This is a genomic window from Micromonospora sp. WMMD708 (assembly GCF_049315245.1).
Classification (GTDB): domain Bacteria; phylum Actinomycetota; class Actinomycetes; order Mycobacteriales; family Micromonosporaceae; genus Micromonospora; species Micromonospora wenchangensis.
On sequence record NZ_CP186060.1, the window covers coordinates 5,725,652 to 5,747,677 of the forward strand.

The following is a 22,026-nucleotide window of genomic DNA, read 5'->3' on the forward strand; positions in this document are numbered from 1 at the left end:
GCCTGCCTGTGTACGGTGACGCCGCCCACCGTGCGCCGCAGGCCGCCCGACGCCCCGCGCCCGGCGGGCGACCGCCCCCTCATCCCCGCGCCCCCGCCAACGCGGCCGGTTCGCCGAGGACGTCGGAGAGGAGCTGGGCGCACCACTCCAACAGCGCCTGGTCGCGCAGCGGCTCGCCGCCGACCCGGCGGGTGCTCGGCCGGGGCACGCTGACCTGGTCGGTGGCCGGCTTGTAGACCGAGTCCGGGTGGTAGCGCTTGAGCCGCAACTGCTTCGAGTCGGGCAGCGGCAGCGGCCCGAACCGGATGTGCTTGCCCTGCATCGACACGTCGGTCAGGCCGTACCGGCGGGCCAGCAGCCGGAACCGGGCCACCGCGACGAGGTTCTGCACCGGGGCGGGCGGCTCGCCGTACCTGTCGGTCATCTCGGCCACCACCTCGCGCAGCCGGGCGTCGTCGCGCGCCTCGGCGAGCTTGCGGTACATCTCCAGCCGCAGCCGTTCCACCCCGACGTAGTCGTGCGGCAGGTGCGCGTCGATCGGGAGGTCGATCTTGACGTCGGTGTCCTCCTCGGTGCTCTCGCCCTTGAACGCCGACACCGCCTCGCCGACCATCCGGACGTACAGGTCGAACCCGACGCCCTCGATGTGCCCGGACTGTTCGCCGCCGAGCAGGTTGCCGGCACCCCTGATCTCCAGGTCCTTCATCGCCACGTACATGCCCGCGCCCAGCTCGGTGTGCTGGGCGATGGTGGCCAGCCGCTCGTGCGCGTGCTCGGTGAGCGGCTTCTCCGGCGGATAGAGGAAGTAGGCGTACGCCCGCTCCCGTCCCCGGCCCACCCGGCCCCGGATCTGGTGCAGCTGGGCCAGGCCGAGCAGGTCGGCCCGCTCCACGATCAGGGTGTTGGCGTTCGGGATGTCGATGCCGGACTCGACGATGGTGGTGCAGACCAGGACGTCGAACTCCTTCTCCCAGAAGCCGACCATCACCTTCTCCAGGGCCTCCTCGCCCATCTGCCCGTGGGCCACCGCCACCCGCGCCTCGGGCACCAGCTCGCGCAGCTTCCGGGCGGTCCGGTCGATCGACTCCACCCGGTTGTGCAGGTAGAACACCTGCCCGTCGCGGAGCAGCTCCCGGTGGATCGACGCGGCCACCTGCCGGTCGTCGTACGCCCCGACGAAGGTCAGCACCGGGTGCCGCTCCTCCGGCGGGGTGGCGATCGTCGACATCTCCCGGATGCCGGTGATCGCCATCTCCAGCGTCCTCGGGATCGGGGTGGCCGACATGCTGAGCACGTCGACCGAGGCGCGCAACGTCTTGAGGTGTTCCTTGTGCTCGACGCCGAACCGCTGCTCCTCGTCGATGATCACCATGCCGAGGGACTTGAACCGGGTGGCCGTCTGGAGCAGCCGGTGGGTGCCGATGACGATGTCGACGGTGCCGTCGGCGACCATCTCCAGCGTCCGCTCGCTCTCCTTGGCGGTCTGGAACCGGGAGAGCTGCCGGATCGTCACCGGGAACTGGTTCATCCGCTCGGCGAACGTGTTGTAGTGCTGCTGCACCAGCAGCGTCGTCGGTACCAGCACCGCCACCTGCTTGCCGTCCTGCACCGCCTTGAACGCCGCCCGGACGGCGATCTCGGTCTTGCCGTAGCCGACGTCGCCGCAGATCAGCCGGTCCATCGGGACGGTCTGTTCCATGTCCCGCTTGACCTCCTCGATGGCGGCCAGCTGGTCGGGCGTCTCCTGCCACGGGAAGGCGTCCTCCAGCTCCCGCTGCCACGGGGAGTCCGGGGCGAACGCGTGCCCCTTGGACGCCTTGCGGGCGGCGTAGAGCTGGATGAGCTGGGCGGCGATCTCCCGGACCGCCTTGCGGGCGCGGGCCTTGGACTTCTGCCAGTCCGAGCCGCCCATCTTGTGCAGGGTGGGCTGCTCGCCGCCGACGTAGCGGGAGAGCTGGTCGAGCTGGTCGGTGGGGACGAACAGCCGGTCGCCGGGCTGGCCGCGCTTGCTGGCCGCGTACTCGATGACGAGGTATTCCCGGGACGCGCCGTTGACGGTGCGCTGCACCAGCTCGACGTACCGGCCGATGCCGTGCTGCTCGTGCACGACGAAGTCGCCGGCCTTCAGCTCCAGCGGGTCGATGGTGTTGCGTCGCCGGCTCGGCATCTTGCGCATGTCCCGGGTGGTGGTGCCCCGGCCGCCGGTGACGTCGCTGCCGGTGAGCAGCACGAACCTCGACGCCTCATCGACGAAGCCGGCGGTCAGGCGGCCGCAGGAGACCAGCACCTCGCCGGGGGCGGGGGCGGCCGGCACCTGCTCGGTGAGCCGGGCGCCCAGGCCGGCGTCGCGGAGCACCTCGACGGCCCGCTGGGCGGGACCGTGCCCCTCGAAGACCAGCGCCACCGACCAGCCCTCACCGGTCCAGCGCTTGAGGTCGTCGACCACCCGGTCGGTCTCACCGTGGTAGAGCGGGGCCGGCTGGGCGGCCAGGCTCACCGCGATCGCGTCGTCGGGGGTCACGTCCGCCCCGGTCGGCGCGTCCTCCCAGGGCTGCCGGGCCGGCGCGGCGGCGTCCGCCTCGACCAGTCCGAACGGGGCGAGGGTCCACCAGGGCTGGCGCAGGGCGCGGGCGGCGGCGCGGACCTCGGCCAGGGACTTGAAGGCGGCGGCGCCGAGGTCGACCGGGGCCTGGCCACCGACGGCGGCCGCGGCCCAGCTGGCCTGGAGGAACTCCTCCGAGGTACGCACCAGGTCGTGCGCCCGGGTGCGGATCCGCTCCGGGTCGCAGAGCAGCACGTGGGTGCCGGCCGGCATGGTGTCCACCAGCAGTTCCAGGCTCTCGTCGCCGAGCAGCGCCGGCACCAGCGACTCCATTCCCTCGACCGGGATGCCCTCGGCCAGCTTGTCGAGGATCTCGGCCAGCTCCGGGTGCTGCCCGGCGAGCGCGGCGGCCCGCCGGCGTACCGCCGGGGTCAGCAGCAGCTCCCGGCACGACGGGGCCCACAACTGCGGTACGCCTTCGATGGTGCGCTGGTCGGCGACGGCGAAGGTGCGGATCTCCTCCACCTCGTCGCCCCAGAACTCGACCCGGGACGGGTGCTCGTCGGTGGGCGGGAAGACGTCCAGGATGCCGCCGCGTACCGCGAACTCGCCGCGCTTGGTGACCAGGTCGACGCGGGCGTACGCCAGGTCGGTGAGCCGGCGGGCGATCTCCTCCAGGTCGGCCTCCTCACCGGCGGAAAGCTGCACCGGCTCCAGATCGCCAAGGCCCTTGAGCTGCGGTTGCAGCAGCGAGCGCACCGGTGCCACCACCACCCGCAGCGGGCCGGCGTCGACGTCGGCCCGGACGGTGTGCGGACCCGGGGCGTCCGGGTGGGCGAGGCGGCGCAGCACGGCCAGCCGTCGGCCGACGGTGTCGGAGCGGGGCGAGAGCCGCTCGTGCGGCAGCGTCTCCCAGGACGGGAAGACCGCGACCTGCCCGGCCGGGAGCAGGCTGTCCAGCGCGGCGGCCAGGTCGTCGGCCTCCCGGCTGGTGGCGGTCACCGCGAGCACCGGCCGGCCGGCCCCACCGACCGCCTCGTCGGCGGCGACGGCGGCCACGGCGAACGGGCGCAGCGCGGTCGGGGCGGTCAGGTCCAGCCCGTCGACCTGGGCGGCACCGGAGCGCGCCAGGTCACGCGCCCGGGTCAGCCCGGGATCGGCCAGGGCGGCGGAGAAGAGTCCGGTGAGCATCAGTGATCACTTCCAGAGGAGTCGACGCGCACGACTGCTGCCCCTCGTCCAGCCGGACGGGGGGTGCACGTCGACCAGCCTATCCCCGCCCACCGCCCTATCCCCGCCCACCCGAGGAGCCCCTCACCCCACCCAAGATCATCTTAATGTCGCGGATGTAGCGGCATCCCCGCTCGCAGACACCACTACATCCATGACATTGCGACGCCCCACCCGGGAGGTGTTCAGGCGGCGCGGGTCAGGCGCGGGTCGAGCTGGTTGATCAGGTGGTGGGACAGGCGGGCCAGGCGGCGGGACTGGGCGAGGCCGATCGGCCAGCGGTCGACCTCCTCGCCGGCCGAGCACTCCAACAGCAGCCCGGACGGCGGGGTCGGGCCGATATCCATGCGCCACAGGCCGAGCCGGACCTGGATCACCTCGTCGCCGTGTACGGCCGCGTCGAGGAGTCGGGACAGGTGCAGATCGTTCGGGCCGGCGCAGTCCGGACCACGCAGGCACCACGGCGGATGGCCGGAGCCCGACGGTCGGACGGGACTCACCAGGTGCGGGGGATTCGGTAGGTTGCCCATGGGCCAGGGTCCTTTCCTGGTCAAGGCCCGGGGAGCGGAGTGCCACCTCCACCCCGGGCCGCCCTGTTGGTGATGCTCAACCGGTTGCGAGCCAGGTCAGCGAGGTCAGCTTATAGCCGGACGTCGACATTGTCGACACTGTCGACGTTATAGACGCTGTCAACTTGTGGTGATCTACTTGGCCCTGCGAGCCAGGGAGACACCATGAACACACCCAAATATGAGCAGGTGGCATCAGCCATCCGCGATCAGATCCGCGCCGGAAAACTGATACCGGGTGATCAGCTACCCACGACCAAGGGCCTCATCGAGACGTACGGCGTCTCCTACGGCTCGGTCCGGACCGCCCTGCTCATCCTCAAGGCCGAAGGGCTGATCGAGGGAAGACAGGGCGAGGGCGTCTACGTCCGGGACCCGGCCGCTCAGTAGCGGACCATGATGCGGCGTTCGACCGCGTCGACCACGATCTCCCCGCCGTACGGGATGATCAACTGCGGGTCGGTGTGGCCGAGGTCGACGTCGAAGACCACCACCGCGTCCGGGCGGTACGCGGTCAGCGCCCGGATGATCGCGCCACGCTGCGCCGCACCCCACGCCAGCCGGTCCGCCACCGGCAGTGGTCGGGCGAAGTCCCACGCCTTGGGCCGGCCGACGACGACCGCCGGGAAGGCCGCGAGCAGCCCCCGCTCGCCCATGTTCCGGACGATCCGGAACACCTCCTGCGCGTCGGGCAACTCGTTGGAGGTCTCGACGACGAGCACCGAGCCGGCCAGTTCGGCGGCCGACGGGACCCGGTCGGCGGCCATCAGCCAGTGCAGGATCTCCAGGCAGCCGCCCCAGGTGCGGCCCTCGACCACCGTCGACGGGCCCCGCCAGCGCCAGCCCTCGCCGGGCAGCATCGGCGGTTCGACCGCGAGCGTGGCGGGGTTCCGCCAGTCGCCCGGTTCGTCACCCCACTGCGACGCGGGGGTCAGCTCGTGCCAGCCGGAGGTGAACAGGGCGGCACGCAGCGAGTCGAGGGTCAGCGGGTGCGACGCGCCGGGTCGACCGAGGTGCACCAGCACCGAGCCGCCGTGATAGGACACCATCCCCAGCCGGTACAGGTGGTTGAGGACGTTGGTGTTGTCCGAGTAGCCGAAGTAGGGCTTCGGGTTGGCCCGCAGCACCTCGTCGTCGAGGTGCGGGGTGACCGTGATCAGGTCGTCGCCGCCGACGGTGGCGAGCACGGCGGTGACCGTCGGGTCGGCGAAGGCGGCGGTCAGGTCGCGTGCCCGGTCCCGGGGGTCGGCCCGGGTCTGCCGGGTGGTGGGGTACTCCACCGGCTCCAGACCGAGCTCCTCGCGCAGCCGGCGCAGGCCCAGCTCGTACACGTGGGGGAAGAGACCCGCCAGGCCGGCGGAGGGGGACACCACCGCGACCCGGTCGCCCGGCTTCGGCTTGGTGGGGTATTCGGGAAGGGCCACGAGCGGAACCTACCGCCCACCACCAGCGGTTTTCGCCCGACAAAGCCCTACAGGTCGGGCATTGCGGCCATAGGCTGGGCCGGTGGACGAGGAGCCGCGGACCCGGGACTGGCTGCCCCGCACGGCGGCGCTGCTGGTCGGCACGCTGGTGCTGGCCACCGCGTTCATCGCGGCCTACGTCGGCGCGTTGCACCAGCCGCGCCCCCGGGACGTGCCGGTCGGGGTGGTGACCGGCGACCAGCACGCCGAGTCGCTGCTGACCGCCGTGCGGGCCCGCACCGACACCATCGAACCCGTCCGGTACGCCGACCCCGGCGCGGCCGACGACGCCCTCACCGCCCGCCAGGTGTACGCCGTGCTCACCTCCGCCCCCGACGGCACGCTCACCCTGGCCACCGCCAGCGCCTCCGCCCCGGCGGCCACCGAACTGGTCACCGGGGTCCTCACCCCGGCCGCCCGACAGGCGGGGGCGCCGCTCACCGTCACCGACCAGGTGCCCGTCTCCCCCGACGACCCGCGTGGCCTGGTGCCGTTCTACCTGGCCGTCGGGCTGGTGCTCGGCGGCTACCTGGCCTCGACCGCGCTCGGCGTCTCGCTCGGCACCGCCCCCCGCGGGCTGCGCCGGGCCGGGCTGCGGATCGGTTCGCTGGCCGTGCACGCGGTGCTGCTCGGCACCATCGGCGCGGTGCTGGTCGGCCCGGTGCTCGACGTCTGGGACCACGACCTGGTCGCGGTGGCGGCGGTCGGGATGCTCACCGTCTTCACCGCCGCGATGGTGGCCGCCGCCGTGCAGGGCTGGCTGGGTCTGCTCGGCACCGGGCTGGTGATCCTGCTGCTGGTGGTGCTCGGCAACCCCGGCTCGGGCGGCATCTACGCCCCCGAGTTCCTGCCCGCCGCGCTGCGTGGGATGCACCGCTGGAACGTCCCCGGCCTCGCCACCGACCTACTCAAATCGGCCGTCTACTTCGACTGGCGGTCGGCCCGCTGGCCGCTGGCCGGGCTGCTGCTCTGGACCGTCCTCGGGCTGTCCGGCCTGCTCACCGCCGCCCTGTTCCGGGGACGCCGGGCCGGGGCCGGGCGGGGCGGGCGGTGATCGTGGGGAAGGTGACACACCGAACCCCTTCCTCCCGGACCGGGCCACGCAGATACCATCCAGGGAGTCGGACAGCGCTGTCCTTCGTACTCACGTAAGGAGCGCACGGTGACCGACCAGCATGATCACGACGGGCCCGACGCCGCACTGCGGGCCGACATCCGTCGACTCGGCACCCTGCTCGGCCAGACACTGGCCCGGCAGGAGGGTCGACCGCTGCTCGACCTGGTCGAGGAGATCCGCGCCCAGGTCCGCTCCGACGCCCCGGCCGCCGCGCAGCGCCTCGGCGGGCTGGACGTGACCACCGGCACCAAGCTGGCCCGCGCCTTCTCCACCTACTTCCACCTGGCCAACATCACCGAGCAGGTGCACCGGGCCCGCGACCTGCGCCGCCGCCGGGCGATCCAGGGCGGCTGGCTGGACCAGGCGGCCAAGATGATCGCCGAGCGCGGGGTGCCGGCCGAGGAGATCGCCGCCGCCGCCCGCCGCCTCGCGGTACGCCCCGTCTTCACCGCCCACCCCACCGAGGCGGCCCGCCGGTCGATCCTGTCCAAGCTGCGCGCCATCGCCGACGAGCTGGACGCCGAGACCGCCAACGCCATCCTCTACGGCGCCAGCGACGAGGGCCCGGCCAACCGTCGCCTCGCCGAACTGCTCGACCTGATGTGGCAGACCGACGAGCTGCGCCTCGACCGGCCCGACCCGACCGACGAGGCCCGCAACGCCATCTACTACCTGCGCGACCTGTACGCCGAGGCCGCCCCGCAGGTGCTCGACGACCTGGCCGACACGCTGCGTACCCTCGGCGTGGAGACCTCGCCGACGTCACGCCCGCTGACCTTCGGCACCTGGATCGGCGGCGACCGCGACGGCAACCCGTTCGTCACCCCCGTGGTCACCCGGGAGGTGCTGCGCATCCAGCACGAGCACGGCATCACCGCCACCGAGGCGGCGATGGAGCACCTGGTCAACGAGGTCTCCGTCTCCCGCCGGCTGCGCGCCGTGTCGCTGGACCTGTCGGCCAGCCTCGCCGCCGACCTGGACGCGCTGCCCGAGGTGGCCCCCCGGTTCCGCCGGGTCAACGCCGAGGAGCCCTACCGGCTCAAGGCCCGCTGCGTGAAGGCGAAGCTGGCCAACACCCGGGAGCGGCTGCGCGCCGGCACCCCGCACGTGCCGGGCCGGGACTACCAGGGCTCCGGCGAGCTGATCGCCGACCTGGAGCTGCTGCGCGCCTCGCTGGCCCGCAACTCCGGGCAGCTCACCGCCGTCGGCCGGCTCGCCTCGACCATCCGTACCGTCTCCGCGTTCGGCCTGCACCTGGCCACCATGGACGTCCGGGAGCACGCCGAGAAGCACCACGAGGTGCTCGCCCAGCTCTACGCGGCGGTCGGCGAGGTGTCGGACTACCCGTCGCTGACCCGGCTGGAGCGCACCAAGCTGCTCGCCGACGAGCTGACCGGCCGCCGGCCGCTGTCCGCCCTGGACACCCCGCTGACCGAGGGGGCGCGCAAGACGTTCGACGTGTTCGGGACCATCCGCGAGGCGCAGGACCGGTTCGGCGGCGAGGTCATCGAGTCGTACATCATCTCGATGACCCTCGGCGTGGACGACGTGCTCGCGGCGGTGGTGCTGGCCCGGGAGGCCGGCCTGGTCGACGTGCACACCGGGCGGGCCCGGATCGGCTTCGTCCCGCTGCTGGAGACCCCGGCCGAGCTGAACGCCGGCGGCGAAATGCTCAACGAACTGCTCTCCCTGCCGGCCTACCGGGCGCTGGTCGCGGCCCGGGGCGACGTGCAGGAGGTGATGCTGGGCTACTCCGACTCCAACAAGGAGGCCGGCATCACCACCAGCCAGTGGTCCATCCACCGGGCCCAGCGGGCGCTGCGGGACGTGGCCGCCCAGCACGGCGTGCACCTGCGGTTGTTCCACGGCCGGGGCGGCACCGTCGGGCGTGGCGGCGGCCCCACCCACGAGGCGATCCTGGCCCAGCCGTACGGCACCCTGGACGGTGCGATCAAGGTGACCGAGCAGGGTGAGGTCATCTCCGACAAGTACACCCTGCCGGCGCTGGCCCGGGAGAACCTGGAGCTGACCGTGGCCGCGGTGCTCCAGGCGACGCTGCTGCACACCGCGCCCCGGCAGCCCGCCGAGCAGTTGGAACGCTGGGACGCGGCGATGGACGTGGTCTCCGAGTCGGCCTTCCGGTCGTACCGGGGCCTGGTGGAGGACCCGGACCTGCCGGCGTACTTCTGGGCGTCGACGCCGACCGAGCTGCTGGGCGCGTTGAACATCGGGTCCCGGCCGGCGAAGCGGCCGAACACCGGGGCCGGGCTCGGCGGGCTGCGGGCCATCCCGTGGGTGTTCGGTTGGACGCAGACCCGGCAGATCGTGCCCGGCTGGTTCGGGGTCGGCTCCGGCCTCGCCGCCGCCCGCGCCGCCGGCCTGGAGGACGTGCTGGCCGAGATGCACCGCAACTGGCACTTCTTCCGCACGTTCCTGTCGAACGTGGAGATGATGCTGACCAAGACCGACCTCAGCATCGCCCGCCGGTACGTCGAGACGCTGGTCCCCGAGGAGCTGCACCCGATCTTCGACAAGATCCAGCAGGAGTACGAGCTGACCAAGCAGGAGGTGCTGGCGGTCACCTCGTCGCCGGCCCTGCTGGAGAACTCGCCGGTGCTCCAGCGCACCCTGGCGGTGCGCGACACCTACCTGGAGCCGCTGCACCACCTCCAGGTGGCGCTGCTGCGGCAGTACCGGGACTCCGGTGCCGCCGGCCGGGCGGTCATCACCGCGCCGGGCGGCCGACGCGCCCCCAGCGACGGTACGGCCCTGGAGCGCGCCCTGCTCACCACGGTCAACGGCATCGCCGCCGGGATGCGCAACACCGGCTGACGACCCCGCCGCTGCCGCCGCCACAGGCGGTGGCAGCGGCCGTTGCGACAGGCTCTCGTGGCAGGGCCCTTCATGGCGGTGCCGGCCGGGACGGCCACGAAGGCCCCGCCGCGCGGGGCGGGCCGCCCACCGACCGGCGGCGCCGGATCAGAAGTCGCCGCCCCCGAAATCCCCACCACCGAAGTCGCCGCCCCCGAACCCACCGCCGCCGAAGTCACCCCCGCCGAAGTCACCGGCGGTGCCGAAGTCGCCACCGGGGTCCCCGGCGGTGCCGAAGTCGCCGCCGAAGTCCGCGCCGTCGCCGAAACCCTCCTGGTAGCCGGCGTCGTACCCCGGGTCGGCGAAGGCCGGCGAGAAGAGCGCGTCGGCGATCAGCATCCCGCCGACCACCCCGACGCCCGCCCCCAGCGCGGTCTTCCACCACGGCGTCGAGTACCAACCGGCCGGCACCGGCCGGCCCTGGTAACGGCCGCCCGGGTAGTAGTACGGGGTGTCCCGGCCGGGCTGCGGGCCGGCTCTGAACGTCTGCCCCTGCACGTCCACCTGACGCTCCCGGGTGATCTCCCCGGCCCCCTGCGCGGCGGCCAGCGGGGGCAGTTCCGGGCCCGGGTCCAGGCCGAGCGCCACCCGGGCCGCCCGCGCGTAGGCGAGCCCCTCCAACGCGGTCTCCCGGGCCAGCCGGAACTGGTGCACCGTACGGGCCTGCTCCAGCTGGCTGCCCGCCGCGTTGTACCGCTCACCCGCGTCGACAAGCGCCTGGCGTACCGCCGGGTCGTCGCCGTGCAGGTTCATCACCTGGCCACCGAGGCGCTCGTACCAGCGTTGGGCGTCGGCACGGACGTCGGCGAGGCTGCGCGCCTCCCGGGCCGCCTTCTCCCGCCGCCACCAGACGAGACCACCGGCCAGCATGGCGACCAGGATGAGCACGAGCAGAAATTCCATCCTCCGAACGTACCCGGGGGCGTCGAGTCGTACCCGTTTGGCAAGCTCTGGTGATGGACTTCTCGACGCTGGCCGTGGTGGTGGTCTGCCTCGCCGCCGGTGGGGCGGTCGGCTGGTACGCCGCCCGCGCCCGGTCGGCCACCGAGATCGCCCGGCTGGAGGCCACCCTCGCCGCCACCCGGGAGGGCGAGGGCCGGCTGGAGCAGTCGATGCGGGCGCTGAGCTACGAGGCGACCGCCCAGTCCCAGGAGGCGGTGGCCCGCGCGGTCGCTCCGCTGCACGACACCCTGCGCCGCTACGAGCAACGCGTCGGCGAGCTGGAACGCGACCGCGTCGACGCCTACGCCGAGCTGCGCGAACAGGTCCGCTCGATGGGGATCGTCTCCGGTGAGCTGCGCACCGAGACCAAGCAGCTCGTCGCCGCGCTGCGCGCCCCGCAGGTACGCGGACGCTGGGGCGAGCACCAGCTCCGCCGGATCGTCGAGGCGGCCGGCATGCTGGAGCACTGCGACTTCAGCGAGCAGGTCACCGCCGCCACCGACCACCAGGGGGTCCGCCCCGACCTGGTGGTCCGGCTGCACGGCGGGCGGACGGTGGTGGTGGACGCCAAGGCACCCTTCGACGCCTACCTGACGGCGATGGAGGCCCGCGACGAACGCAACCGGGACACCCACCTCGACCGGCACGCCAAGCACCTGCGCGGGCACGTCGACGCGCTGGCCGCGAAGACCTACTGGGCCGCGTTCGACGACAGCCCGGAGTTCGTGGTGCTGTTCGTACCGGCCGACCCGTTCCTGGACGTGGCGTTGCAGCGCGACCCGACGCTGCTGGAGCACGCGTTCGCCCGCAACGTGGTGCTCGCCACCCCGGCCACCCTGGTCGCGCTGCTGCGTACGGTGGCGTACTCGTGGCGGCAGGAGGCGTTGGCCCGCAACGCGGTGGCGGTGCACGCGCTCGCCCGCGAGCTGTACGGCCGGCTGTCCACCCTGGGCGACCACGTCGGTAGGCTCGGCAGCTCGCTCGGTGGCGCGGTGACGGCGTACAACCGGGCGGTCGGGTCGCTGGAGGCCCGGGTCCTGGTCAGCGCGCGCAAGCTGGCCGAGCTGGGCGTCTCCGACCAGGAGCTGACCGTCCCGGCCCAGGTCGAGCTGGCCCCCCGCCAACCCCAGGCCCCCGAACTCCTCCCCACCGACGACCACCCCTGACCCACCCCACCCCGCCCCAGCGGCGGAGGGCGCAATGTCGGCTCAATGGCGGTATCGGAGCGGCCGGATACCGCCATTTCGGCGAAAGTGCGTCGACCCGCGAGCCCCGGACGGGCGCGGGTCGACCGGTGGCCAGCCGGGCGTGCGGATCCAGGGGGGTGGTCAGGAGCGGCGGGCGGATTCCACCAGGAACGGGACGCCCTGCTGGCAGGTGCTCATCAGGTCGGGCTGGGCCCGGCCGACGACGGTGACCCTGGCCCCGGCCACGAGCACGTCTTTCGGGCCGCCGACCAGTTGATGACCGTCGAGCAGCAGGCACCCCGGCTCGACCCCCGCCTCGACGGTGCCGGTCAGCTCCGTCGCGCCCGGACCGGGCGGCAGCCGTGGGCCGCCAGGTGGCGGCTTCAACCCACCGGGCGGCACCGAACCGGCGGGCGGCGTCGAACCGGCGGGCGGGGCGGACGGGGACACCGAGACCGGCGGCGCGGACGGCGGCACGGTGGCCGACGGGGTGACCGTGGCCGACGGGGAACCGGTCGGCGTGGCCGGCGGGCCGGTGACGTCGGCACCGTCGCCGCAGCCGGCGAGCACCACACCGGCGGCCAGCAGCACGACGACCACCATCCGAGGAGTTCTCATACCTACTCGGACGCGCCCCACCCGTGATCCGTTCCGTCCGACGGGAATCCGGGGTCAGCCGCGCGCGGCGGCCTTCATGTCGCGCTTGAGTTCCTGCGGCAGCGAAAAGGTCAGCCGCTCGTTGGCGGTGACCACCTCGTCGACGTCGGTGAAGCCCCGCGCGGCCAGGTGGGCCAGCACCTCGTGGACCAGTTCGTCGGGCACGCTCGCGCCGGAGGTCAGCCCCACCGTCCGGGCGTCGGCCAGCCAGGCGTCGTCGATCTCGTGGGCGAAGTCGACCAGGTGCCCGGCGCGCGCCCCGGCGTCCAGGGCCACCTCGACCAGGCGTACCGAGTTGGACGAGTTGCGCGAGCCGACCACGATCACCACGTCGCAGTCGGGGGCGATCTCCTTGACCACGTGCTGCCGGTTGGAGGTGGCGTAGCAGATGTCGTCGCTGGGCGGCGACTGGAGCAGCGGCAGCCGGGTCTTGAGCCGGGCCACCGTCTCCAGCGTCTCGTCCACCGACAGCGTGGTCTGGGACAGCCAGACGACCTTGTTCGGGTCGCGCACGGTGATCCGGTCCACGTCGTCGGGGCCGTCGACGAGCTGGATGTGGGCGGGGGCCTCCCCGGCGGTGCCGATGACCTCCTCGTGCCCCTCGTGACCGATCAGCAGGATGTCGTAGTCCTCGGCGGCGAACCGCTTGGCCTCCTGGTGCACCTTGGTCACCAGCGGGCAGGTCGCGTCGATCGCCCGCAGCGACCGGGCTCTGGCCTGCTCGTAGACCTCGGGGGCGACGCCGTGCGCGGAGAAGATGACGGTAGCCCCCTCGGGCACCTCCTCGTTCTCCTCCACGAAGATCGCGCCCCGCGCCTCCAGGGTCTGCACCACGTGCTTGTTGTGCACGATCTGCTTGCGGACGTAGATCGGCGCGCCGTAGAGCTTCAGCGCCTCCTCGACGGTCTGTACCGCCCGGTCCACCCCGGCGCAGTAGCCGCGGGGCTTGGCCAGGAGCACGCGCTTGCCGGTCTTTGGGGTCGCCTCAGGCTCGGTCACCCGCCCATCGTACGTGTCGACATCTCCCCCGGCAGGAGCTGCGACCCGTACCACAGCGGGGGTACGGGTCGCGGCGGGCGGCCCGGCAGCGCCGGGTCGTCGGGGGCGGACCGTAGGGTGGGCGGGTGACCGACGCCCCCCGCAGCACCCCCGAGGAACCCTGGCCGGTCCGGGTGGTCAGCCAGAAGGTCGGCGCGTGGATCGCCAAGCTCGGCTGGGTCTGGGTCGACGGGCAGGTGGCACAGATCAGCCGTCGCCCGGGGGCGGGCACGGTCTTCCTGACCCTGCGCGACCCGTCGGCCGACCTCAGCCTCACCGTCACCACCAACCGGGACGTCCTCGACTCGGGCGCACCGGAGCTGCGCGAGGGCGCCCGGGTGGTGCTGCACGCCAAGCCGGAGTTCTACGCGGCGCGGGGCACGCTGAGCCTGCGCGCCGACGAGATCCGCCAGGTGGGGCTCGGTGAGCTGCTGGCCCGGCTGGAGAAACTCAAGAAGCTGCTCGCCGCCGAAGGGTTGTTCGACCGGGCCCGCAAGCGCCGGCCGCCGTTCCTGCCGCAGCGGATCGGCCTGGTCACCGGCCGGGCGTCCGCCGCCGAGCGGGACGTGTTGACCAATGCCCGGCGGCGCTGGCCGGCGGTGGAGTTCCGCACGGTCAACGTAGCGGTGCAGGGGCCGGGGGCGGTGTCGCAGATCGTCGACGCGCTGCGGGTCCTCGACGCCGACGAGAGCGTCGACGTGATCATCCTGGCCCGGGGCGGCGGCGGCATCGAGGATCTGCTGCCCTTCTCCGACGAGGCGTTGTGCCGGGCGGTCTTCGCCTGTCGTACCCCGGTGGTGAGCGCGATCGGCCACGAGACGGACGCGCCGCTTGTCGACTACGTCGCCGACGTCCGCGCCTCCACCCCGACGGACGCCGCCAAGCGGGTCGTGCCCGACCTGGCCGACGAGGTACGGCTGATCGGCCAGGCCCGTTCCCGGCTGGAGCGGGCGGTCCGCAACCTGGTCGACCGGGAGTCGCACCGGCTGACCCTGCTGCGGTCCCGGCCGGTGCTGGCCCGCCCGCAGGTGATGGTCGAGCAGCGGGCGGCCGAGGTGTCCGCGTTGCGGGACCGGGCGGGGCGCAACCTGCACCACCGGCTCGACGCGGCCACCGACGACCTGCGGCACACCCTGGCCCGGCTGCGGGCGCTCTCCCCCGCCGCCACCCTCGACCGGGGCTACGCCATCGTGCAGCGGGCCGACGGGCACGTCGTGCGGGCGGCCGGCGAGGTGGCCGGGGGTGACCCGCTGCGGGTCCGCCTCGCCGGGGGCGAGCTGACCGTGACCGTGGACGCATGAGGAGGACGAGATGACCGACCGGAAGCCCGAGGAGCAGCTCAGCTACGAGCAGGCCCGCTCCGAGCTGGCCCAGGTGGTGGAGCGGTTGGAGGCCGGCGGCACCTCGCTGGAGGAGTCGCTGGCGCTGTGGGAGCGCGGCGAGTGGCTCGCTGCCGCCTGCCAACGCTCCCTCGACGGCGCCCGGGCCCGGATCGACGCCGCCCGGCCGGCCGCCGACGCCTGACCCGGGTCAGCTGACCAGGCGGATACGGACCCGGCGGTTCTGCTTGCCCTTGCTCTCCACCTTGACCACTTGGATCCGCCCGACCTGCCCGATGGACGCGACGTGGGTGCCGCCGTCGGCCTGCACGTCGAGACCCTCAATGTCGACGATCCGGACCTCCTGCTCGTCCGGCGGGATCAGGTTGGTCTGGGTGCGGACGATGTCGGGGATGGCCAGCGCCTCGTCGCGGGGCAGCACCCGGACGGAGACCCGCCGGTCGGTGGCCAGTTCCTTGTTGACCGCCTCTTCGAGCAGGCCCTTGAAGCCCTCGGGGGGCTGCGGCAGGTTGAAGTCCATCCGGGCCTCGCCCGGCTCCATGTTGCCGCCGGTCACCAGCGCGCCGAAGTCACGGAACACCACACCGCAGAGCACGTGCAGCCCGGAGTGGGTGCGCATCAGGGTGAACCGACGCTCGTCCTCGATCGCGCCCCGGACCTCGGCCCCGACCGGCGGCACCGGGTCGCCCTCGGCGGGGATCAGGTAGAGGTCGTCACCCTTGTGGGTGCCGACGATCCGGGTCTGCACCCCCTGCCACAGCAGCACGCCGTGGTCCGGCGGCTGGCCGCCGCCACCGGGGTAGAAGGCGGAGCGGTCCAGCACGATGCCACGTTCGGGATCGACGTGCACGACTCGGCAGGTCCACTCGCGCAGGGACGGGTCGGCGAGGTCGAGACGCTGGGTGCGTCCGTGGTGGGAGATGCCCATGGGGGCGCAGCGTACTACCGATCGTCGCGCACCGTGAGACTAGCCACGCCCCGCCTCGGCCCAGTAGCCGGCCAGCCGCCGGACCACCTCGACCAGTTCCGGCTCGTCGAGGGTGAAGGGGAGGCGGACGTGGTCCAGGTAGGAGCGTGCCCCCACGGCGAAGTGCGAGCCGAGCATCAACTGCATGCCGTGACGCTGGGCGACATGGTTGAGCTGTTGCAGCGGCCGGGGGGTGGCGCACCAGACGCTGAGCCCGCCGTGGGGTGGCTCGTGCCGCCACTGCGGCAGGTGTTCGGCGAGGGCGGCGAGCAGGGCGTCGCGGCGGCCGAGCAGTTCCCGCTGCCGGTCGCGGCGGATCTGCGGCAGGTCGTCGAGGAGTTCGACGGCGAGCAGTTGGGTGGGCAGCGGGCAGCCCAGGTCGTACATGGCCCGCAGGTGCACGATCCGTTGCAGCTCGCGGCGGGGGCCGATCAGCCAGCCGGTCCGCAGCCCCGGCCAGCAGACCTTGCTGAGGCTGCCGACCGTGTAGATCTGCGCGCCGGGGGCGTACGCACCGATCGGGGGTGGCGGGAGCGGGCCGTCGATCCGGGTGTCGGCGAGGGTGAGGTCCTCCACCAGCGGCACCCCGTACCGGCGGGCGATGGAGGCCAGCGCCGCCCGCCGCCGCTCGGTCATCGTCCACCCGGTCGGGTTGTGGTATGTCGGGATGACGTAGATGAAGGAGGGTTCGTACCGGCGGACGGCCGCCTCGACCGCCTGCGGGTCGGCACCCTCCCGCTCGACCGGCACGACGACCAGCCGCAACCCGGCGGTACGCAGCGACGCCAGCACCGTCGGGCAGGTCAGCTCCTCGACCAGCACGGTGTCGCCCCGCCGGGTCAGCACCCCCGCCAGCAGGGACAACGCCTGGGTCGCACCGTTGGTGACGATCACCTCCTCGACGGCGGTGACCCGGCCGTCGGCGGTCAGCTTGCCGGCGATCCGCTCCCGCAGCGCGGGGTAGCCGGCCGGTTCGTACACCCGGCTCGGCAACGCGGCGGCGGCCAGGGCGGGCAGCCGGGACATCGCCGCCATCAGCCACGGGCCGGGCGGCGGCGACGGGACCGTCAGGTCGACGGTCCGCACCCGGTCGCGGACCACGTCGGCGATGAAGCCGCTCGCCGCCGCGCCGTAGTCGGCGGGGGGCGCGACGGCGGGTTGGGCGTGCGCCACCCGGGTCCCGCTGCCCTGGATGCTGACCAGCCAACCCTCGTCCTTGAGCAGGCTGTACGCCTGGGCGATGGTCGTCCGGCTGACGGCCAGCGCCACGGCGAGCCGGCGTTCGGGGGGCAGTTCACTGCCCGGGGGCAGCGATCCGAGCCGGATCAGCAGCCGCAGCTGCTCGGCCAACCCGCGGTAGAGCCGGGTCTGGTCGTCCTTCCACGCACCGATCTGAGCGGCCAACTCTTCCGCGTTCATGCTCTCCCCCCAATGGACTGAGGATTGGCTATTTCCCTCAGCCACTGACTTGAGCAATATTCCATCGTCACGTTAGCGGGGGGCTGTGACTACGATCTGGCACCGCACCTGCCCGCTCTGCGGCCAGGTCCGCTTCCGACGCGTGACGTCGCACCGAGTGTCATCTCACTCGAGCCGCCGAGGGAGACGGGTCCAAGCAGAACGGGGAGCGGGAGCCGCATGGAGTCGTCGTTGCAGGCAGCCGCAGGCTCGGACGGCACGGGGCAGCGCGTACCGGCCCCCCGTGCCGCGTCCGGACCGGCCACTCCCCCGGGCGGCCCACCGCAGCCGGTCGACCCGGCGTCGACCGAGGCCCTGACGCCGCTGCTGCGCACGGAGATCGTCCGCCTCGTCGAGGCCGAGGCGTCCCCGGCGGTGACCCAGTCGCTGTTGACCCCGCAGCGGCTGCGCGCCATCTGCGAGGTCGCCTCGGAGGACCTGCTCGCGCTGGCCCGCCGGGACCCGGCCGCCGGCGGCTCGTGGCAGTACGTCTGGGACAGCTACATCGCCTACCGGGCGACCCTCGCCTACCGGGTGGCGCACGCCATCCACCGGGCCGGGGACACCCCGCTGGGCGCGGACGTCCGGCTCGCGGTGGCCCGCCGGGTCTCCGAGGCCGCCAAGGTCCGCACCGGCGTGGAGATCCACCCGGCCGCCAGCATCGGGCGGCGGCTGATCATCGACCACGGGCTCGGCACGGTGATCGGCGAGACCACCGAGATCGGCGACGACGCGTACATCCTCCAGGGGGTGGTGCTCGGCGCGCGGGGCATCGCCGACAACCCCAGCGGCCGGCGGCACCCCCGGCTCGGCGACCGGGTCGAGGTGGGCGCGTTCGCCCGCATCCTCGGCGCGGTGACGGTCGGCGACGACGTGCTGATCGGGCCCGGGATCATCGTCACCACCGACGTGCCGAGCCACCGCCGGGTCCGGCTGCTCAACCAGTACCAGGGCACCTCCGGCGAGTGCAACGTCCGGGTCTTCGGCGTCGTCCCGGTCTGCGAGGGCGTGGTCGAGGTGCACGGCACCGGCCTCGCCGCGATCGAGGTCGACCTGGTGACCAGCACCGGCCAGCACCGTCCGGTGGTGGTCCTCGAGCGCGACGACCGGCGGGTCCGGTGCGCGGTGAACCGTCCCGGCACCGACGAGCGGCTCCGGATCATCGACACCTGCGGGAACGAGACGGTCCTCTACAACCTCCAGCAACTCTGGCGGGCGCTCGACGAGTTCGGCTTCGCGTGACCAGGAGATGAGATGACGAACCACACCGGCGCCCGCGCCGGCCGCTGGCAGCTCGGGCTGCTCTACCTGCTGGTGTGCCTGATCTGGGGCACCACCTGGTACGGCATGAAGATGAGCGTGGAGACGCTGCCGCCGATCACCGCGGCCGGGTTGCGCTTCCTGGTGGCCTTCCCGTTCCTGCTCGCCGTCTGCCTCGCCGCGCCGGGGGTGTCGCTGCTGCCGCCGCCGGGCCGACGCTGGGTGGTGCCGTTCATCGCGGTGGTCTACATCGCCGTCCCGTACGCGCTGATCAACTACGGCGAGCAGCACATCAGCTCCGGCCTGGCCGCGTTGATCTTCTCGTCGGTCGTGGTCTTCCTGCTGCTCTTCTCGGTGCTGATCTCGCGGATCTCGGTGAGCTGGACGCAGTGGGCCGGTGTGGTGGTCGGGCTCGGCTGCCTGGTCGGCATCGTCCAGCTCACCGCCGGGATCAGCGCCCGGGGCGTGCTGGCACCGGCCGCCGTGCTGCTCGCCGCGGTCATGCACGCCCTGACGTACGCGGTGATGGCCCGCTACGGCGGCACCGTGCACGTGCTCACCCAGGAGACCCTGCCGATCGGGCTCGGTGCGGTGGGGCTGGTGGTGCTCGGGGCGTTCGTCGAGCGGCCCGACCTGGGCGCGATCTCCGGCCGCTCGCTGACCGGGGTGCTCTACCTCGGCCTGGTCGGCTCGGTGATCGGTTTCGCCGCCTACTTCTACCTGCTCCAACACGTCGACGCGGTCCTGGTGTCGTACGTCTTCGTGCTCTTCCCGGTGGTGGCGCTGTTCGGTTCGGCGCTGCTGGAGAACGCCACGCTGCCGGCCCTGGCGGTGGCCCTGGCGGTGGTCATGCTCGCCGCGTTCGGGCTGACCAAGAAGGCCACCGGGGGCGGTTCGGCGGCGACGCCCGCGCCGGTGGTCCCGGACGACGGGGCGACCCTCGACGGGTCCACCCTCGACACGGTCTACGAGCACGCCCGGGTCGCCTACCCGGGCGAGGCGTGCGGTTTCGTGCACGCCAGCGGGCGGGTGCACGAGGCCCGCAACATGGCCGACGAGATGCACCGCAAGGACCCGGTCCGGTTCCCGCGCACCGCCGCGACCGGCTACGTGCTGGCCCCGGCCGACCTGATGTACCTGGAGGACAACCTCGACGGGGACGACCCGGTGGTGGTGCTCTACCACTCGCACCCCAACGGGCGGGCCTACTTCAGCGACGAGGACCGGCGCAACGCCCTGGTCGACGGGGTGCCGCTCTATCCGACGCTGGAGCAGCTGGTGGTCGGCATCGACGACACCGGCGTCCGGGAGGCCCGGTTGTTCCGGTGCGTCGACGGTGAGTACACCGAGCTGCGTTTCCTGCCCGGCCCGGACCGGCGTACGGCGGAGGTGGGTTGAGATGGGCATCCGTGACTCGATCCTGGACACCGTGGGGGGCACCCCGCTGGTGCGGCTCAGCCGGCTCACCGCCGACCTGCCCGGGGAGATCCTGCTCAAGCTGGAGCTGAACAACCCGGGCGGCAGCCACAAGATGCGCATCGCGCTGAACATGATCCGGGCGGCGGAACGCGAGGGTCTGCTCAAGCCGGGCTCCGGGCAGACCATCCTGGAGCCGACCGGCGGCAACACCGGGATGGGGATCGCGATCGCCGCCGCGGTGCTCGGCTACCGGGTGGTGCTGGTCATCCCGGACAACTACAGCGAGTCGAAGCGTCGCCTGCTGGCCAGCTTCGGGGTGGAGGTCCGGCTCTCGGACAGCACCCGGGGCAACAACTCGCACGGCGAGCTGGCCACCGAGATCCAGTTCGAGCACCCCGAGTACGTGATGCTCAACCAGGCGGCCAACCCGGCCAACCCGGAGATCCACCGGCTGACCACGGTCCGCGAGATCATCGCCGACCTGGACGGCACCCGGGTCGACTGCTACGTGGCGGGCATCGGCACCGGCGGGCACCTCACCGGCATCGGCGAGGTGCTCCGGCAGCACCAGGGCGGGCTGCGCATCCTCGGCGTGCAGCCGGAGGGCTGCGACATGTTCGCCGACGTCTTCGTCCCGCACCGCATCCAGGGGTTGTCCATCGGCATGATCCCGCCGGTGCTCAACACGGAGATCATCGACGAGATGGTCACGGTGAGCGAGGCGGACGCGATCGACGGGATGCGCCGCCTGATGGAGTGCGAGGGTATCGGCGCAGGGCCGTCGACCGGCGCGAACATCGCCGCGTGCCGCCGGCTGCTGGCCGCCTCGGACGAGCCGCTGACGCTGCTGACGGTGGCGTACGACCGGGTCAACGACTACCTGGAACTGCTCTGAGCCGGGGCTGACCGCGGCGCGGGGCGGACACGACGACGGAGGGGTGGCCCCGGGGCCACCCCTCCGTCTCGGTACACACGCTCAGCTGAACAGGTTGTAGAACTCCTGCGGGGCCTCGACCACCTGGTCGGCGGCGGGCTTCTGGGCGGCGGTGGCGTTGCCGTAGTCCGAGTAGGTGATCTTGATGTCCTGCGCGGCACTCTGACCGGCGGCCGGGATCTGGACCACCAGCTCGCTGAGCCGGCCCTGCGGGTCCAGCTTCGCGGTGAACGGCACCGACTGCGCCTGCGCGCCCAGCGCGCTGATCACCGTCTGGTCGACGGAACCCGCCTCGGCGGCCTTCGACACGTCCAGGGTGCCGGCGTAGCTGCCCTCACCGGTCTGCCGGACCTCGGTGATGCCCTGGGTCAGCACGGCGCTGCCGGCCGGGTCGACCTTCTCGAAGTCGAACCCGAGCGACTTGTTGCCCTTGATCCTGGTCTGGTCGAGGTGCTGGTACTTGCCGAGGTTGAGCTTCTGCGCGCCCGGGATGCTGCTGGCGGACTTGCCGCCCAGGTCGAGCTTGACCCAGCTGTCCGGCTTGGCGTGGATCAGATCCAGGTTCATCATCAGGTCCGACGACGCGTCCCCGATGCTCAGCTTCATCTGGGCGCTCTGGCTCGGCTGGTGCACCTGCCCCTCGGCGGTCGACCCCACCCCGCTCATGGTGAACCGGAAGTTGCCGTTGCGGATCTCGTTGGTGGAGTTCAGCAGGGCCTGCTTGGCCTCGGAGGTGCCGGGCGAGGCGCTGCCCGGGGCGACACTGCCGGAGACCGACGGGGACGCGGAGGACCCCGCCTCACCGGTGCCGGAGTTGTTGCAGGCGGCCAGGCCGGGGGTGAGCAGCGCTGCGGCGAAGACCGCCGTACTGAAACGTCGAATGGTCACGTCGGGTTCTCCAGTCGGGTCGTCCGACCCCCGGCGGGTACCGGGGGCGTGCCGGCGCGGGCGTGACACTTCCCGCGCGGCGCACGGTCCCCGCCCGGTCGGGCCGGCCCGGGGTCGTGTCCCTTCTGTTCCCGGACGTCGCCT

Annotated in this window: 18 protein-coding genes; 9 read left to right on the forward strand and 9 right to left on the reverse strand. The window is 72.8% G+C overall.

Translation table 11 applies throughout. The annotated features are described in order from the left end of the window. Positions 1-79: 79 nt before the first annotated feature. Both mfd and ACN260_RS25125 read right to left on the reverse strand, forming a co-directional pair. Positions 80-3,733, reverse strand: coding sequence for a transcription-repair coupling factor (mfd, locus tag ACN260_RS25120; RefSeq protein WP_422753339.1), 3,654 nt, complete (start codon positions 3,731-3,733; stop codon positions 80-82). A gap of 224 nt (positions 3,734-3,957) precedes the next feature. Beyond that, positions 3,958-4,302, reverse strand: coding sequence for a hypothetical protein (locus tag ACN260_RS25125; RefSeq protein ID WP_422753340.1), 345 nt, complete (start codon positions 4,300-4,302; stop codon positions 3,958-3,960). 204 nt (positions 4,303-4,506) lie between these two features. Here ACN260_RS25125 and ACN260_RS25130 point away from each other — a divergent pair, with 204 nt between their 5' ends. Beyond that, complete coding sequence (locus tag ACN260_RS25130; RefSeq protein WP_145917936.1) at positions 4,507-4,731, forward strand: FadR/GntR family transcriptional regulator; 225 nt, start codon at positions 4,507-4,509, stop codon at positions 4,729-4,731. Here the strand turns inward: ACN260_RS25130 and ACN260_RS25135 are convergent. Then, complete coding sequence (locus tag ACN260_RS25135; protein ID WP_422753341.1) at positions 4,725-5,765, reverse strand: S66 family peptidase; 1,041 nt, start codon at positions 5,763-5,765, stop codon at positions 4,725-4,727. The two genes, ACN260_RS25130 and ACN260_RS25135, sit on opposite strands and share 7 nt — an antisense overlap. A gap of 82 nt (positions 5,766-5,847) precedes the next feature. Here ACN260_RS25135 and ACN260_RS25140 point away from each other — a divergent pair, with 82 nt between their 5' ends. After that, on the forward strand, positions 5,848-6,858 hold the full coding sequence (locus ACN260_RS25140; RefSeq protein WP_422753342.1) for a hypothetical protein: 1,011 nt from the start codon (positions 5,848-5,850) through the stop codon (positions 6,856-6,858). A gap of 108 nt (positions 6,859-6,966) precedes the next feature. Further along, entirely contained in the window at positions 6,967-9,753 is a 2,787-nt protein-coding gene (ppc, locus tag ACN260_RS25145) for a phosphoenolpyruvate carboxylase (RefSeq protein ID WP_422753343.1), read from the forward strand. A 147-nt stretch (positions 9,754-9,900) separates the two neighbouring features. Here ppc and ACN260_RS25150 read toward each other — a convergent pair whose 3' ends face one another. Next, entirely contained in the window at positions 9,901-10,695 is a 795-nt protein-coding gene (locus ACN260_RS25150; protein ID WP_422753344.1) for a hypothetical protein, read from the reverse strand. 53 nt (positions 10,696-10,748) lie between these two features. On the opposite strand from ACN260_RS25150, the gene ACN260_RS25155 reads away from it, so the two are divergent. Continuing rightward, on the forward strand, positions 10,749-11,900 hold the full coding sequence (locus ACN260_RS25155; protein WP_422753345.1) for a DNA recombination protein RmuC: 1,152 nt from the start codon (positions 10,749-10,751) through the stop codon (positions 11,898-11,900). A gap of 162 nt (positions 11,901-12,062) precedes the next feature. Here the strand turns inward: ACN260_RS25155 and ACN260_RS25160 are convergent, their stop codons facing one another. Both ACN260_RS25160 and ACN260_RS25165 read right to left on the reverse strand, forming a co-directional pair. Further along, on the reverse strand, positions 12,063-12,524 hold the full coding sequence (locus ACN260_RS25160; protein ID WP_422753346.1) for a hypothetical protein: 462 nt from the start codon (positions 12,522-12,524) through the stop codon (positions 12,063-12,065). 69 nt (positions 12,525-12,593) lie between these two features. Then, positions 12,594-13,577, reverse strand: coding sequence for a 4-hydroxy-3-methylbut-2-enyl diphosphate reductase (locus ACN260_RS25165; RefSeq protein ID WP_422753347.1), 984 nt, complete (start codon positions 13,575-13,577; stop codon positions 12,594-12,596). A gap of 125 nt (positions 13,578-13,702) precedes the next feature. Between ACN260_RS25165 and xseA the strand changes: the two genes are divergently transcribed. Together xseA and ACN260_RS25175 are read left to right on the forward strand one after the other, a co-directional pair. Further along, the gene (gene xseA / locus ACN260_RS25170; protein ID WP_422753348.1) at positions 13,703-14,917 is read left to right on the forward strand and encodes an exodeoxyribonuclease VII large subunit; all 1,215 of its coding nucleotides are present in this window, start codon (positions 13,703-13,705) and stop codon (positions 14,915-14,917) included. A gap of 10 nt (positions 14,918-14,927) precedes the next feature. Continuing rightward, positions 14,928-15,140, forward strand: coding sequence for an exodeoxyribonuclease VII small subunit (locus tag ACN260_RS25175; protein WP_422753349.1), 213 nt, complete (start codon positions 14,928-14,930; stop codon positions 15,138-15,140). A gap of 6 nt (positions 15,141-15,146) precedes the next feature. Here ACN260_RS25175 and ACN260_RS25180 read toward each other — a convergent pair whose 3' ends face one another. Further along, on the reverse strand, positions 15,147-15,884 hold the full coding sequence (locus ACN260_RS25180) for an alanyl-tRNA editing protein (protein ID WP_422753350.1): 738 nt from the start codon (positions 15,882-15,884) through the stop codon (positions 15,147-15,149). Between the two features lie 39 nt (positions 15,885-15,923). Then, positions 15,924-17,342 carry a PLP-dependent aminotransferase family protein gene (locus tag ACN260_RS25185; protein WP_422753351.1) on the reverse strand — a complete coding sequence of 473 codons (1,419 nt, stop codon included), beginning with the start codon at positions 17,340-17,342 and terminating at the stop codon, positions 15,924-15,926. A gap of 219 nt (positions 17,343-17,561) precedes the next feature. Between ACN260_RS25185 and ACN260_RS25190 the strand changes: the two genes are divergently transcribed. The 3 genes from ACN260_RS25190 to ACN260_RS25200 are packed head-to-tail and all read left to right on the forward strand — an operon-like array spanning position 17,562 to position 20,955. After that, positions 17,562-18,623 carry a serine O-acetyltransferase gene (locus ACN260_RS25190; protein WP_422753352.1) on the forward strand — a complete coding sequence of 354 codons (1,062 nt, stop codon included), beginning with the start codon at positions 17,562-17,564 and terminating at the stop codon, positions 18,621-18,623. Positions 18,624-18,635: 12 nt separating this feature from the next. Beyond that, entirely contained in the window at positions 18,636-20,039 is a 1,404-nt protein-coding gene (locus ACN260_RS25195; protein ID WP_422753353.1) for an EamA family transporter, read from the forward strand. 1 nt (position 20,040) lies between these two features. Beyond that, on the forward strand, positions 20,041-20,955 hold the full coding sequence (locus ACN260_RS25200; protein WP_422753354.1) for a PLP-dependent cysteine synthase family protein: 915 nt from the start codon (positions 20,041-20,043) through the stop codon (positions 20,953-20,955). Between the two features lie 81 nt (positions 20,956-21,036). Here ACN260_RS25200 and ACN260_RS25205 read toward each other — a convergent pair whose 3' ends face one another. Next, positions 21,037-21,882: a hypothetical protein gene (locus ACN260_RS25205; protein WP_422753355.1), complete on the reverse strand. Its 846-nt coding sequence runs from the start codon at positions 21,880-21,882 to the stop codon at positions 21,037-21,039. Between the last annotated feature and the right edge of the window lie 144 nt (positions 21,883-22,026).